Origin of the sequence: Streptomyces sp. G5(2025) (assembly GCF_049542075.1) — a bacterium.
In the GTDB taxonomy this organism is placed as follows: domain Bacteria; phylum Actinomycetota; class Actinomycetes; order Streptomycetales; family Streptomycetaceae; genus Streptomyces.
Window position 1 is genome coordinate 4,026,588 of record NZ_JBMUZT010000006.1, and the last position, 12,756, is coordinate 4,039,343.

At 70.1% G+C, this 12,756-nt stretch carries 11 protein-coding genes; 6 read left to right on the forward strand and 5 right to left on the reverse strand.

What is annotated here, in order from left to right; genetic code table 11:
* Positions 1-382: 382 nt before the first annotated feature.
* Genes pdhA through ACOBQB_RS29095 form a run of 3 tightly spaced genes read left to right on the forward strand, consistent with a single transcriptional unit; the run spans position 383 to position 4,022 of the window.
* A complete protein-coding gene (gene pdhA / locus ACOBQB_RS29085) occupies positions 383-1,573 on the forward strand; it encodes a pyruvate dehydrogenase (acetyl-transferring) E1 component subunit alpha (RefSeq protein ID WP_423595741.1) in 1,191 nt (396 codons plus the stop codon).
* A 2-nt stretch (positions 1,574-1,575) separates the two neighbouring features.
* Entirely contained in the window at positions 1,576-2,556 is a 981-nt protein-coding gene (locus tag ACOBQB_RS29090; RefSeq protein WP_423595743.1) for an alpha-ketoacid dehydrogenase subunit beta, read from the forward strand.
* Positions 2,557-2,567: 11 nt separating this feature from the next.
* Positions 2,568-4,022: a dihydrolipoamide acetyltransferase family protein gene (locus ACOBQB_RS29095; protein ID WP_423595745.1), complete on the forward strand. Its 1,455-nt coding sequence runs from the start codon at positions 2,568-2,570 to the stop codon at positions 4,020-4,022.
* A gap of 82 nt (positions 4,023-4,104) precedes the next feature.
* On the opposite strand, the gene ACOBQB_RS29100 is transcribed toward ACOBQB_RS29095, so the two are convergent.
* Complete coding sequence (locus ACOBQB_RS29100; RefSeq protein ID WP_423595747.1) at positions 4,105-5,001, reverse strand: D-alanyl-D-alanine carboxypeptidase family protein; 897 nt, start codon at positions 4,999-5,001, stop codon at positions 4,105-4,107.
* Between the two features lie 175 nt (positions 5,002-5,176).
* On the opposite strand from ACOBQB_RS29100, the gene ACOBQB_RS29105 reads away from it, so the two are divergent.
* Together ACOBQB_RS29105 and ACOBQB_RS29110 are read left to right on the forward strand one after the other, a co-directional pair.
* Positions 5,177-5,869: a GntR family transcriptional regulator gene (locus ACOBQB_RS29105; RefSeq protein ID WP_423595749.1), complete on the forward strand. Its 693-nt coding sequence runs from the start codon at positions 5,177-5,179 to the stop codon at positions 5,867-5,869.
* The gene (locus ACOBQB_RS29110) at positions 5,866-7,173 is read left to right on the forward strand and encodes an MFS transporter (protein WP_423595751.1); all 1,308 of its coding nucleotides are present in this window, start codon (positions 5,866-5,868) and stop codon (positions 7,171-7,173) included. The genes ACOBQB_RS29105 and ACOBQB_RS29110 overlap by 4 nt, the downstream gene beginning before the upstream one ends.
* An 18-nt stretch (positions 7,174-7,191) precedes the next feature.
* On the opposite strand, the gene ACOBQB_RS29115 is transcribed toward ACOBQB_RS29110, so the two are convergent.
* On the reverse strand, positions 7,192-8,016 hold the full coding sequence (locus ACOBQB_RS29115; protein ID WP_423595753.1) for a maleylpyruvate isomerase family mycothiol-dependent enzyme: 825 nt from the start codon (positions 8,014-8,016) through the stop codon (positions 7,192-7,194).
* A gap of 183 nt (positions 8,017-8,199) precedes the next feature.
* Here ACOBQB_RS29115 and ACOBQB_RS29120 point away from each other — a divergent pair, with 183 nt between their 5' ends.
* Positions 8,200-9,003 (forward strand): carbon-nitrogen family hydrolase, encoded by an 804-nt coding sequence (locus ACOBQB_RS29120; protein ID WP_423595755.1) that lies wholly within the window; start codon positions 8,200-8,202, stop codon positions 9,001-9,003.
* Positions 9,004-9,093: 90 nt separating this feature from the next.
* Here the strand turns inward: ACOBQB_RS29120 and ACOBQB_RS29125 are convergent, their stop codons facing one another.
* The 3 genes from ACOBQB_RS29125 to ACOBQB_RS29135 all read right to left on the reverse strand — a co-directional run bounded on the left by ACOBQB_RS29125 (position 9,094) and on the right by ACOBQB_RS29135 (position 12,652).
* Entirely contained in the window at positions 9,094-9,321 is a 228-nt protein-coding gene (locus ACOBQB_RS29125; protein ID WP_423595757.1) for a hypothetical protein, read from the reverse strand.
* Between the two features lie 89 nt (positions 9,322-9,410).
* A complete protein-coding gene (locus ACOBQB_RS29130) occupies positions 9,411-10,706 on the reverse strand; it encodes a M18 family aminopeptidase (RefSeq protein ID WP_423595759.1) in 1,296 nt (431 codons plus the stop codon).
* Positions 10,707-10,825: 119 nt separating this feature from the next.
* Positions 10,826-12,652: an acyl-CoA dehydrogenase gene (locus ACOBQB_RS29135; RefSeq protein ID WP_423595761.1), complete on the reverse strand. Its 1,827-nt coding sequence runs from the start codon at positions 12,650-12,652 to the stop codon at positions 10,826-10,828.
* Between the last annotated feature and the right edge of the window lie 104 nt (positions 12,653-12,756).

A 12,756-nucleotide genomic window follows, 5' to 3' on the forward strand; every position in this document is an offset into this window, starting at 1 on the left:
TCACACACGATCTCTTTCGCCGCCCGGTCGGAACCCTTCCCGAGGCCGGGGTGGCCGGGATAACGTGCCCGTGTTCCGGCCCCCTGCCAGGCTGTGATCAGTGCTGTGACCAGGAAGTGTTCCCCCATTCTCGCTCTACTCGGAAATCCGAGCAGTCAGCGAGCCGCCATTTACTTGGAAATCCAAGCAAATTCGCAGGTCAGATGGGGTTTCACAGAATTGGTACGCACTGGGTAACGTGCATTGTGCAGGGCGTTCGCCGGGACACCTGTCACGCCTGTTCCCGGCCGAGACGCACCCACCCCGTGCGCGGGCACGGACCAGGCGAGCCGTACTGGTTTTCCCGGTAACCCCCGGGAGCCGGACCGACGGAGGAGCACACGTGACCGTGGAGAGCACCGCCGCGCGCAAACCGCGCCGCAGCAGTACCGGCGGCGGCAAGCGCGCCGGCGCGAAGAAGGCCGCGCCGCACAAGAGCACGGAGCCGGAGCTCGTACAGCTGCTGACCCCGGAGGGCAAGCGGGTCGAGAACGCGCAGTACGAGTCGTACGTCGCCGACATCACCGCGCAGGAACTGCGCGACCTGTACCGCGACATGGTCCTCACCCGCCGCTTCGACGCCGAGGCCACCGCTCTCCAGCGCCAGGGCGAGCTGGGCCTGTGGGCCTCGCTGCTCGGCCAGGAGGCCGCCCAGATCGGCTCCGGCCGGGCCACGCGCGACGACGACTACGTGTTCCCCACGTACCGCGAGCACGGCGTCGCCTGGTGCCGCGGGGTCGACCCCACCAACCTGCTCGGCATGTTCCGCGGTGTGAACAACGGCGGCTGGGACCCGAACAGCAACAACTTCCACCTGTACACGATCGTCATCGGTTCGCAGACGCTGCACGCCACCGGCTACGCGATGGGCGTGGCCAAGGACGGCGCCGACTCCGCCGTGATCGCGTACTTCGGGGACGGCGCCTCCAGCCAGGGCGACGTGGCCGAGTCCTTCACCTTCGCCTCCGTCTACAACGCCCCCGTCGTGTTCTTCTGCCAGAACAACCAGTGGGCGATCTCCGAGCCGACCGAGCGGCAGACCCGGGTGCCGCTCTACCAGCGCGCGCAGGGCTACGGCTTCCCCGGCCTGCGGGTCGACGGCAACGACGTGCTCGCCGTGCTCGCCGTCACCAAGTGGGCCCTGGAGCGGGCCCGCGCGGGCGAGGGCCCGGCGCTGATCGAGGCGTTCACGTACCGCATGGGCGCGCACACCACGTCCGACGACCCGAGCAAGTACCGCAACGACGACGAGCGGGTGGCGTGGGAGGCCAAGGACCCCATCCTGCGGCTGCGGGCCTACCTGGAGTCCGAAGGTCACGCGGATGAGGGATTCTTCGCGGAACTCGACGAGGAGAGCGAAGCGTTGGGCAAGCGGGTGCGAGAGGTGGTGCGGGCGATGCCGGATCCGGAGCTGATGGCGATCTTCGAGAACGTCTACGCGGACGGGCACGCGCTCGTGGACGAGGAGCGCGCCCAGTTCGCCGCGTACCAGGCGTCGTTCGCCGACGCCCCCGCGGGCGGGGAGGTCAAGTAGCCATGGCTGTCCAGAAGCTGCCCATCGCCAAGGCGATCAACGAATCGCTGCGCACGGCGCTGGAGAACGACCCCAAGGTCCTCGTCATGGGCGAGGACGTCGGCAAGCTCGGCGGCGTCTTCCGCGTCACGGACGGACTGCAGAAGGACTTCGGCGAGGAGCGGGTCATCGACACCCCGCTCGCCGAGTCCGGCATCGTCGGCACCGCCATCGGCCTGGCCCTGCGGGGCTACCGCCCGGTGGTGGAGATCCAGTTCGACGGCTTCGTCTTCCCCGCGTACGACCAGATCGTCACACAGCTCGCGAAGATGCACGCCCGCGCGCTCGGCAAGATCAAGATGCCGGTCGTCATCCGCATTCCGTACGGCGGTGGCATCGGCGCCGTCGAGCACCACAGCGAGTCACCCGAGACGCTCTTCGCGCACGTGGCGGGCCTGAAGGTGGTCTCCCCGTCCAACTCGGCGGACGCCTACTGGATGATGCAGCAGGCCATCCAGAGCGACGACCCGGTCATCTTCTTCGAGCCCAAGCGGCGGTACTGGGACAAGGGCGAGGTGGACACGGACGCCTTCCCCGGGCCCCTGCACAAGGCCGTCGTCGCCCGCGAGGGCAGCGACCTCACCCTCGCCGCGTACGGCCCGATGGTGAAGGTCTGCCTGGAGGCGGCCGCGGCCGCCGAGGAGGAGGGCAAGTCCCTGGAGGTCCTGGACCTGCGCTCCATGTCGCCGATCGACTTCGACGCCGTGCAGGCCTCGGTCGTCAAGACGCGGCGGCTCGTCGTCGTTCACGAGGCCCCGGTCTTCCTCGGCACGGGCGCGGAGATCGCCGCCCGGATCACCGAGCGGTGCTTCTACCACCTGGAGGCCCCGGTGCTGCGGGTCGGCGGCTATCACGCCCCCTATCCGCCGGCGCGCCTCGAAGAGGAGTACCTGCCGGGTCTCGACCGGGTGCTCGACGCCGTCGACCGCTCGCTGGCGTACTGAGGGAGAGGGTCGTGACGACGATGACAGACGCTGCTCTGAGCGAGTTCAAGATGCCCGACGTGGGCGAGGGGCTCACCGAGGCGGAGATCCTCAAGTGGTACGTGGCGCCCGGTGACACCGTCACCGACGGCCAGGTCGTGTGCGAGGTCGAGACGGCCAAGGCCGCCGTCGAACTCCCCATTCCGTTCAACGGTGTCGTACGGGAGCTGCGCTTCCCCGAGGGCACCACGGTCGACGTCGGCCAGGTGATCATCTCCGTGGACGTCTCGGGCGGCGCGGCCCCGGCCGCCCCCGCCGAGGAGTCCGCCCCGCAGGCCGCCGTGCCCGCCCCCGCGGAGGAGGCCGCCCCGGCGGCCCGCCAGCCCGTCCTCGTGGGGTACGGAGTCGCCGAGTCCTCGACGAAGCGCCGCGCACGCAAGGCGGGCGTACAGGACGCGCGGGACGTCCCCGTGCCCCTGCCCGTGGCGGAGCCGGAGCCGGAGCCGGAGCCGCAGCCGGTGGCGCCGCCCGAGGTGAACGGCCACGGCACCCGGCCGCTGGCCAAGCCCCCGGTGCGCAAGCTCGCCAAGGACCTCGGCGTGGACCTCGCGAGGGTCACGCCGTCCGGGCCCGACGGGATCATCACGCGCGAGGACGTGCACGCGGCGGCCACCCCGGCCGCCCAGCCGCAGGACCGTCCGGAGCCGGCCGAGGCCTCCGCGCCGCAGACCGTCCCCGCGGCCGTCCCCGCCTCCGCTCCCGCGACCGGTGCGGAAGCCCGTGAGACCCGCATCCCCGTCAAGGGCGTCCGCAAGGCCACCGCGCAGGCGATGGTCGACTCCGCGTTCACCGCGCCGCACGTCACGGAGTTCGTGACGGTCGACGTGACGCGGACGATGAAGCTGATCGAGGAGATCAAGCGGGACCCCGGCGAGTACGGCTTCGAGGGGCTGCGGATCAATCCGCTGCTGCTCATCGCCAAGGCCCTGCTGGTCGCGATCAAGCGCCACCCCGAGGTCAACGCCACGTGGGACGAGGCCAACCAGGAGATCGTCCAGAAGCACTACGTGAACCTCGGCATCGCCGCGGCCACCCCGCGCGGCCTGCTCGTGCCGAACATCAAGGACGCGCACGCCAAGACCTTGCCCGAACTGGCCGAGTCGCTCGGCGAGTTGGTCTCCACGGCCCGGGAGGGCAAGACCTCGCCCGCCGCCATGCAGGGCGGCACGGTCACGATCACGAACGTCGGCGTCTTCGGCGTCGACACGGGCACGCCGATCCTGAACCCCGGCGAGTCCGCGATCCTCGCGGTCGGTTCGATCAAGCTCCAGCCGTGGGTCCACAAGGGCAAGGTCAAGCCGCGCCAGGTGACCACGCTCGCGCTCTCCTTCGACCACCGCCTGGTCGACGGCGAGCTGGGCTCCAAGGTGCTCGCCGACGTGGCGGCGGTCCTGGAGCGGCCGAAGCGGCTGCTGACCTGGACGTAGCACCGGCCGAGCAGAGTACGAAACGCGAAAGGGGGCCCGCCGCGATGTCCGCGGCGGGCCCCCTTCTCGTACGCGCCGGACGTCAGGCGACCTTGAAGCCGTAGTCCATCAGCTTCTTGGCGTCCGAGGTGCGGTTGGCCACCGAGGAGGAGGTCAGGACCGTGCCGACGACCGTCTTGCCGCCCCGGGTCGCGGCGAAGACGAGGCAGTACTTCGCTTCGGGGCCGGAGCCCGTCTTCACGCCGATGGTGCCGCGGTAGGAGCCGAGGAGGTTGTTCGTGTTCTCCCACGGCATGTAGCGGTAGCCACCGGACTTGGTGGTGACCTTCTGCTTCGTCGACTTCGTCTTCACGACCGTGCGGAACGTGGAGTACTTCAGCGCGCTGCGCGTGAGCTTCGTCAGGTCGCGCGGCGTCGAGTAGTTCTGGCCGTGCCCGATGCCGTCGAACGAGTCGAAGTGAGTGTTCGTCAGGCCGAGCGTCCTGGCCGTGGAGTTCATCTGGCCGATGAAGTTCTGCACGCGGGCCTTGCGGGTCGAGCCCTTGCCGAACTTGTCCGCGAGCGCGTACGCGGCGTCGCAGCCGGAGGGCAGCATCAGGCCGTACAGCAGCTGGCGGACGGTGACCTTGTCGCCGACGATCAGGCGGGCCGACGAGGCGTAGTTGTTGGCGACGATGTAGTCGCTGTACGCCTTCTGGACCGTGACCTTGGAATCCAGGTTGAGATTCCGCTGGCCGAGCACCACGCGCGCCGTCATGATCTTCGTCGTGGAGCCGGTCGAGCGGCGGGTGTCGGCGGACTTGGTGAAGAGGGTCTTGCCCGTGCCGTTGTTCATCACATAGCCGCCCTTGGCGACGATGGACGGCTTCGGCGGTGTGGCCGCGTGGGCCGGAGTGGTGAGGGCGCCGGCGGCCAGTATCGAGCTCGCGGTGATGGTGACGGCCGATACGCGACGTACGCCCTTGATGCCGGTATTCAAGATCTCTGCTCCAAATGCCCCTGGACTGCGGCCACGTGAGGGGGCCGCTTTCCCGTTAGACGCACGAGAGAGGGCAATGGATGTGCGCGGCGGCCCGGAAAGTGCGCGGAGTACGCGGGATTCCGCCATGTGGACCGGGGTTCCTGCGTATACCTGTTGTATCTATGCTGTGCGCATGCCAGCCCCCGCCGTCACCGCTACTGCCACCGCCGCTGCCCCGGTCACCGCCCTCAAGCGGCCCCCCGCCGCCGAGCGCGTCTACGCGCACGTCAAGCAGGCCGTCCTGGAGCGCCGCTACGAGGGCGGCACGCTCCTCACCGAGGGTGAACTCGCCGAGGCCGTGGGCGTCTCCCGTACGCCGGTGCGCGAGGCGCTGCTGAAGCTGGAGGTGGAGGGGTTGCTGCGGCTCTACCCGAAGAAGGGGGCGCTCGTGCTGCCCGTCTCCGCGCAGGAGATCGCGGACGTCGTCGAGACCAGGCTCCTGGTCGAGACCCACGCGGTGCGCAAGGCGGTGCCGGCGCCCGCGAGCCTGCTCGCCCGGCTCGGCGAGCTCTTGGAGCAGCAGCGCGTGCAGGCCGCCGCCGGGGACTTCACGGCCGCGGCCGTCACCGACCGGTGCTTCCACGCGGAGATCGTGCGCAGCGGCGGGAACGAGATCCTCTCCCGTCTCTACGACCAGCTGCGCGACCGGCAGCTGCGGATGGGCGTCGCCGTGATGCACTCGCACCCGGACCGGATCGCCAAGACGCTCGCGGAGCACGAGGAGATCCTCGCCGCGCTGGTGGCGGGCGACGCCGAGGCGGCGGTGGCCGTCGTCACCCGCCACGTCGGGTGGTTCCAGAACCTGGCGCGGGGTGAGGTGCGGTGAGTTCCGCCTCCGCCTCCGTCCGCCTGCCCGGAGATCCACCCGGCGGCAGGAAGGCCGTGCTGGTCTGGTCGATCGGCGTCGCCGTCTACTTCGTCGCCGTCATCTTCCGGACCTCGCTCGGCGTCGCCGGCCTCGACGCCGCCGACCGGTTCCACGTCAACGCGTCCGCCCTCTCCACCTTCTCCATACTCCAGCTGCTCGTGTACGCGGGCATGCAGATACCCGTCGGCCTGATGGTCGACCGGCTCGGCACCAAGAAGGTGCTGACCATCGGGGTCGTGCTGTTCACGGTCGGACAGCTCGGCTTCGCGTTCTCCCCTTCGTACGCGATGGCGCTCGCGTCCCGCGCCCTGCTCGGCTGCGGTGACGCGCTGACCTTCATCAGCGTCCTGCGGCTCGGCACCCGCTGGTTCCCGGCCCGGCGCGGCCCGCTCGTCGCCCAGCTCGCGGGCCTCGTCGGCATGGCGGGCAACCTCGTCTCCACCCTCGTCCTGGCCCGGCTGCTGCACTCCGTCGGCTGGACCGCGGCCTTCGCGGGCAGCGCGCTCTGCGGTGTCGTCGTCCTCGTCCTGATGACGCTGTTCCTGAAGGACCACCCCGAGGGGCACGAGCCGGAACCGGTCGGGCACACGGGCGCGGCCTTCGTGCGCGAGCAGATCGCCCTGTCGTGGCGCGAGCCCGGCACCCGGCTTGGGATGTGGGTGCACTTCACCACGCAGTTCCCCGCGATGGTGTTCCTGCTGCTGTGGGGCCTGCCGTTCCTCGTCGAGGCGCAGGGCCTGACCCGGGCGGCCGCGGGCGAGCTGCTCACCCTCGTCGTGCTGTCCAACATGGTCATCGGCCTGGTCTACGGCCAGATCGTCGCCCGGCACCACGCGGCGCGCCTGCCGCTGGCGATCGGCACGATCGGGGCGACGGCCACGGTCTGGGCGGCCACGCTGGCCCACCCCGGGGAGCATGCCCCGATGTGGCTGCTGATCGTGCTGTGCGCGGTCCTCGGCGCCTGCGGGCCCGCCTCTATGATCGGCTTCGACTTCGCGCGGCCCGCGAACCCGCCCGAGCGGCAGGGCACGGCTTCGGGCATCACGAACATGGGCGGCTTCGTCGCCTCCATGACGACGCTGCTCGCGATCGGCCTGCTGCTCGACGCGACCGGGGACAACTACCGGGTCGCCTTCTGCGCGGTCTTCGTCCTGGAGGCGGTGGGGCTCTGCCAGATCCTGCGGCTGCGCGGGCGGGCGGTGCGGCGGGAGCGGGAGCAGCTGGTCGCCTCCCGGGTGGAGGCGGTCCACGTACCCGCGTGACACTGCGGCGTCACGGCGTCACGGGGTCACGGCGAAGTTGCGCAGGATCGCCTCGGACAGGTCGTGGTCGCCCTCGGTCTTGACCCGGTCGGCGACGGCTGCGTACGAGACGCGGCCGCAGGCGAGCCGGAAGTACGTGTCCCAGTCCAGGGCGATGGTGGCGAGCGGACCGAGCGAGGGGGCGTTGTCCACCGTGCCCTTGCCCTCGGCGTCCACGCGGACCGTGCGCAGGAACTCCACGGGGCCGCTCACGTCGAAGACGACCGCGCTGTTCGCGGGCGCGCCGGCCTTCTTGGCGACGACCTTCGGCAGCCCTTGCAGGAGGAGGTCACGGGCGACGTACGCGCCCAGGGAGTCGAGGTTGCCCGGCTTCCTCAGCGCCGTCCGCAGGTCCTGCTCGTGCACCCATACGTCGAACGCCCGCATCCGCATGGCCAGTTCGAGGGTCTGCTCGGAGCCGAGGGGGCCGCGGATCTTGGTGCTCGGGTCACGCGACTCGTTCCGCAGCTGCCGGGTGCGGCGGATGATCGTGTACTCCAGCTCGGAGGTCATCTCCGGCGCGGTGTGGTGGCGGCGCACGTCGACCTGCATCTCCATGTACCGCTGGCCGTCGGTCTGGACGTGGTACAGGTCGCGGGGCAGGCTGTGGATCGGCCGCGGGTCGCCCAGCATCTCGCAGTCCAGGCCGATGACGTGGGAGACGATGTCGCGCACGGACCAGCCGGGGCAGGGAGTGGCCCAGTTCCACTCTCCTTCGGCGAGCGGTGTGACCAACTCGGATATCGCTTCCACTGAGTGGGTCCAGGCGTCGGCGTAGGTTTGCAGGCTGGGATGGAGACTCACGGGACCCCTCGGCGGTCGTACGCGGGCGGTGGGTGGCTGGGCGGCGGCGTGGGGACTCGGGGAGGTCCCCCGCCCCGGAAAATCACAGTACGCTGCCCGCAGTCACCCCGGCAGTGGTTTCGTGTGACGATCGTAGGCTGTGTTTGACGGTGACGACGGATCGAATGCCAGGACGGTGGTAGTGTGCGCGCCTCTCTCATCCAGATCGCCGTGGACGAGGGCGAATCCGCCAATTCCCGCAGGGAGCGCGTGCCTTCACTGGTGCGGGAGGTGGCGGCGCGGGAGCGGTCCGGCCTCGTGGTGCTGCCGGAGCTGTGGACGACCGGTGCCTTCGCGTACGAGTCCTTCGCGAGCGAGGCGGAGCCGCTGGAAGGGCCCACGTACGAGGCCATGGCCAAGGCGGCGCGGGACGCGGGGATCTGGCTGCACGCCGGGTCCATCCCCGAGCGTGACCCGGAAGGCCCCCTCTACAACACCTCTCTCGTCTTCTCCCCGGACGGTGAACTCGCCGCCGCCTACCGGAAGATCCACCGCTTCGGCTTCGACAAGGGCGAGGCGGTGCTGATGGGCGCGGGCTCGCAGCTCGTGACGGTACGGACGCCGTCGACCACTCTTGGCCTCGCCACCTGCTACGACTTGCGCTTCCCGGAGCTCTTCCGGGGGCTGGTGGACGCGGGCGCGGAGATGTTCGTGGTGCCGGCCGGATGGCCCGCGCGGCGGCGCGAGCACTGGCTGCTGTTGGCGCGGGCGCGGGCGGTCGAGGACCAGGTGTACGTCCTTGCCTGTGGCACCGGCGGTACGCACGCGGGTGTGCCCCAGGCGGGGCACAGTGTCGTCGTCGATCCGTGGGGTGAGGTGCTGGCGGAGGCGGGTGACGGCGAGGAGGTCCTCACGGTGGAGGTGGACCCGGCGAAGGTGTTGGCCACGCGGGAACAGTTTCCGGCGCTGAAGGACCGGCTTCTGGGGGTTGGCCCGCCGCGGCGCTGAGAGGCCTCGGGGGCCTGCCCCTCCGGTGTGCGGGTGCGGGGGCGTCGTGGTTGTTCGCGCAGTTCCCCGCGCCCCTTACGGGGCCGCCCCTCAGTAACCCCTGCGCTCCTGCTCCGGGTCCACCACCGTCTGTGCCACCGGTGGTACCACCGCTCGCCTGCGCCGCGCGATGCTGGTGAACGCGGCGACGCCGATGAGGCCCACCGCCATCATCACGAGACCGGCGACGGTGACGTTGAAGCCCTCCATCTTCCAGTCGGTCGCGAACGTGAGAATGGCGCCCACGGCGATGAGAATGATGCATCCGCCCAGGCCCATATGGACCGCCTCCCTGTGGTCGTGGCTGCGCTGCACCGTGTACCCGCCTCTGCCACCACCACACGGGAAAGCGGACTTCTCCGCCGCTCTCAGCCCTCCAGGAAGGCCACGAGCGCGTTGGCCAGCATGTGCGGGTCGTCCGCGCCGCACAGCTCGCGCACGCTGTGCATCGACAGGATCGCCACGCCGATGTCGACCGTCTTGATGCCGTGCCGGGCCGCGGTGATCGGACCGATGGTCGTGCCGCACGGCATCGCGTTGTTGGAGACGAACGACTGGAACGGCACGCCCGCCTTCTCGCACGCGGCGGCGAACACCGAGCGTCCGGCGCCGTCCGTGGCGTAGCGGTTGTTGACGTTGACCTTGAGGATGGGGCCGCCGTTGGCGCGGGGGTGGTGCGTCGGGTCGTGCCGCTCCGCGTAGTTCGGGTGCACGGCGTGACCGGTGTCGGAGGAGAGGCAGACCGTCCCGGCGAAGGCGCGGGCCCGGTCCTCGTACGTACCGCCCCGCGCGAACACCGAGCGCTCCAGGACCGAGCCGAGCAGCGGGCCGTCGGCGCCGGTGTCGGACTGCGAGCCGTTCTCCTCGTGGTCGAAGGCGGCCAGGACGGGGATGTACGGCAGGTCGTCGCGGCTCGACGCGGCCGCCAGGGCGGCCGTTCCCGCGTGTACCGACAGGAGGTTGTCCATGCGCGGGCCCGCGACCAGGTCGCGGTCGCGGCCGAGGAAGGCGGGGGGCTCCACGGAGTACGTCATGAGGTCCCAGCCGGTGACCTCGCCCTCGGGCAGGCCGGTCTCCTCCTCCAGGAAGCGGATGAGGTCGCCCTCGTGGATGTCGTCGCCCAGGCCCCAGATGGGCTGCATGTGCTTCTGCTTGTCCAGCTTCAGCCCGTCGGTGTGGACGGAGCGGTCCATGTGGATGGCCAGCTGGGGCACGCGCAGCAGCGGCCGGTCGATGTCCACGAGCCGCGAGGTGCCGTCGCGCAGCGAGAGGCGGCCGGCGAGGCCGAGGTCCCGGTCCAGCCAGGAGTTGAGCAGCGGCCCGCCGTAGATCTCGACGGCGACCTGGCGCCAGCCGTGGCCGCCCGCGTCGGGCAGCGGCTTCACGCGGAGGTTCGGGGAGTCGGTGTGGGCGCCGACGATGCGGAAGGGGGTGTGCGGGGCGGCGCTCTCCGGCACGTACCAGGCGACGATGGCGCCGCCGCGCAGCACGTACTTGCCGCCGGTCGTGCCGTCCCACGCGTCGGTCTCCTCGACCTGGCGGAAACCGGCCTTCTCCAGGCGCTCGGCCGCGCTCGCCACGGCGTGGTAGGGCGTGGGGCCGGCCGCGAGGAAGGACATGAGGTCTTCGGTGTGACCGCGGTCGAAGCGGGGCGCTGTACTCATGGAGTCAGCCTAACGAGGGACGGCCGCGACCCGGCCCCGTGTTCAAACGGGGCGGGCCACGGCCGTATCAGGCGAAACGGACAGCCGGGCAGCGGGACAGACCCGACTGCCGGAGCGTCCTAGAACGCGGACTCGTCCAGCTCCATGAGGCCCAGCTCCACGCCCTCGGCGAGCTTGCGCTCCGTGGCGACGCCCGGCAGGACGTTCGCCGCGAAGAACTTCGCCGCCGCGATCTTGCCCTCGTAGAAGGCCTTGTCCTTGGCGGAGGCCGTCGCCAGCTTCTCGGCGGCGACCGCGGCACCGCGCAGCAGCAGGTAGCCGACGACGACGTCACCCGAGACCATCAGCAGGCGCGTGGTGTTCAGGCCCACCTTGTAGATGGACTTCACGTCCTGCTCGGTGGCCGCGAGGTCGGTCAGCATGACGCCGACGATGGCCTCCAGCTCGACCGCGGCCTTGGCCAGCTCCTCGCGGGCGGCGGCCAGCGTCTCGCCGCCCGTGCCGACCGCCAGGAACTTCTTGATCTCCTCGGCGAGGCCGTTCAGCGCGGCGCCCTGGTTGCGGACGATCTTCCGGAAGAAGTAGTCCTGGCCCTGGATCGCGGTCGTGCCCTCGTAGAGCGTGTCGATCTTGGCGTCGCGGATGTACTGCTCGATGGGGTACTCCTGGAGGTACCCCGAGCCGCCGAACGTCTGGAGCGACTGCGCCAGCTGCTCGTAGGACTTCTCCGAGCCGTAGCCCTTCACGATCGGCAGGAGCAGGTCGTTCAGGGCGTTCAGTGCCGATGCGTCCTCGCCCGCCGCCTCCTTGACCTGGATCTCGTCCTGGACGGCCGCGGTGTGCAGCACGAGCGCGCGCATGCCCTCCGCGTACGCCTTCTGCGTCATCAGCGCGCGGCGCACGTCCGGGTGGTGGGTGATCGTGACCTTGGGCGCGGTCTTGTCCATGAACTGCGCGAGGTCGGGGCCCTGCACGCGCTCCTTGGCGTACTCCAGGGCGTTGAGATAGCCCGTCGACAGTGTCGCGATGGCCTTCGTACCGACCATCATCCGCGCGAACTCGATGATGCGGAACATCTGGCGGATGCCGTCGTGCTTGTCGCCGATCAGCCAGCCCTTGGCGGGGTGGCGGTCGCCGAACGTCATCTCGCAGGTGTTGGAGGCCTTCAGGCCCATCTTGTGCTCGACGTTCGTGGCGTAGACGCCGTTGCGCTCGCCCAGCTCGCCGGTCTCCCAGTCGAACTCGTACTTCGGGACCAGGAAGAGGGAGAGGCCCTTGGTGCCGGGGCCGTGGCCCTCGGGGCGGGCGAGGACGTAGTGGAGGATGTTCTCCGACATGTCGTGCTCGCCGGACGTGATGAAGCGCTTCACGCCCTCGATGTGCCAGGAGCCGTCCGCCTGCTGCACGGCCTTGGTGCGGCCGGCGCCGACGTCCGAACCGGCGTCCGGCTCGGTCAGGACCATCGTGGAGCCCCACTGCTTCTCGACGGCGATCGAGGCGACCTTCTTCTGCGCCTCGTTGCCCTCCTCGAAGAGGATGCCCGCGAACGCCGGTCCGGAGGAGTACATCCACACGGCCGGGTTCGAGCCGAGCAGCAGCTCCGCGTAGCCCCAGATCAGGGAGCGCGGTGCGGTGGTGCCGCCGATCTCCTCGGGCAGGCCGAGGCGCCAGTACTCGGAGTCCATGAAGGCCTGGTAGCTCTTCTTGAAGGACGCCGGGACGGGCGCGGTGTTGGTCTCCGGGTCGAAGACCGGGGGGTTGCGGTCGGCGTCCGTGAAGGACTCGGCCAGCTCGTTCTCGGCGAGGCGGCGCAGCTCTTCCAGGATGCTCTTGGCGGTGTCGACGTCCATCTCCGCGAACGGGCCGGTGCCGTACAGCTTGTCGCGGCCGAGCACCTCGAAGAGGTTGAACTCGATGTCGCGGAGATTCGACTTGTAGTGGCCCATGGCGAAGGCTCCGTAAGCAGGAAAAGGGATGGAATACCAGCGAGTAGCTACGATGATGCTACCCGTCGGTAATAAGACGCAACCCCTAACCGCCCATCTGTGAC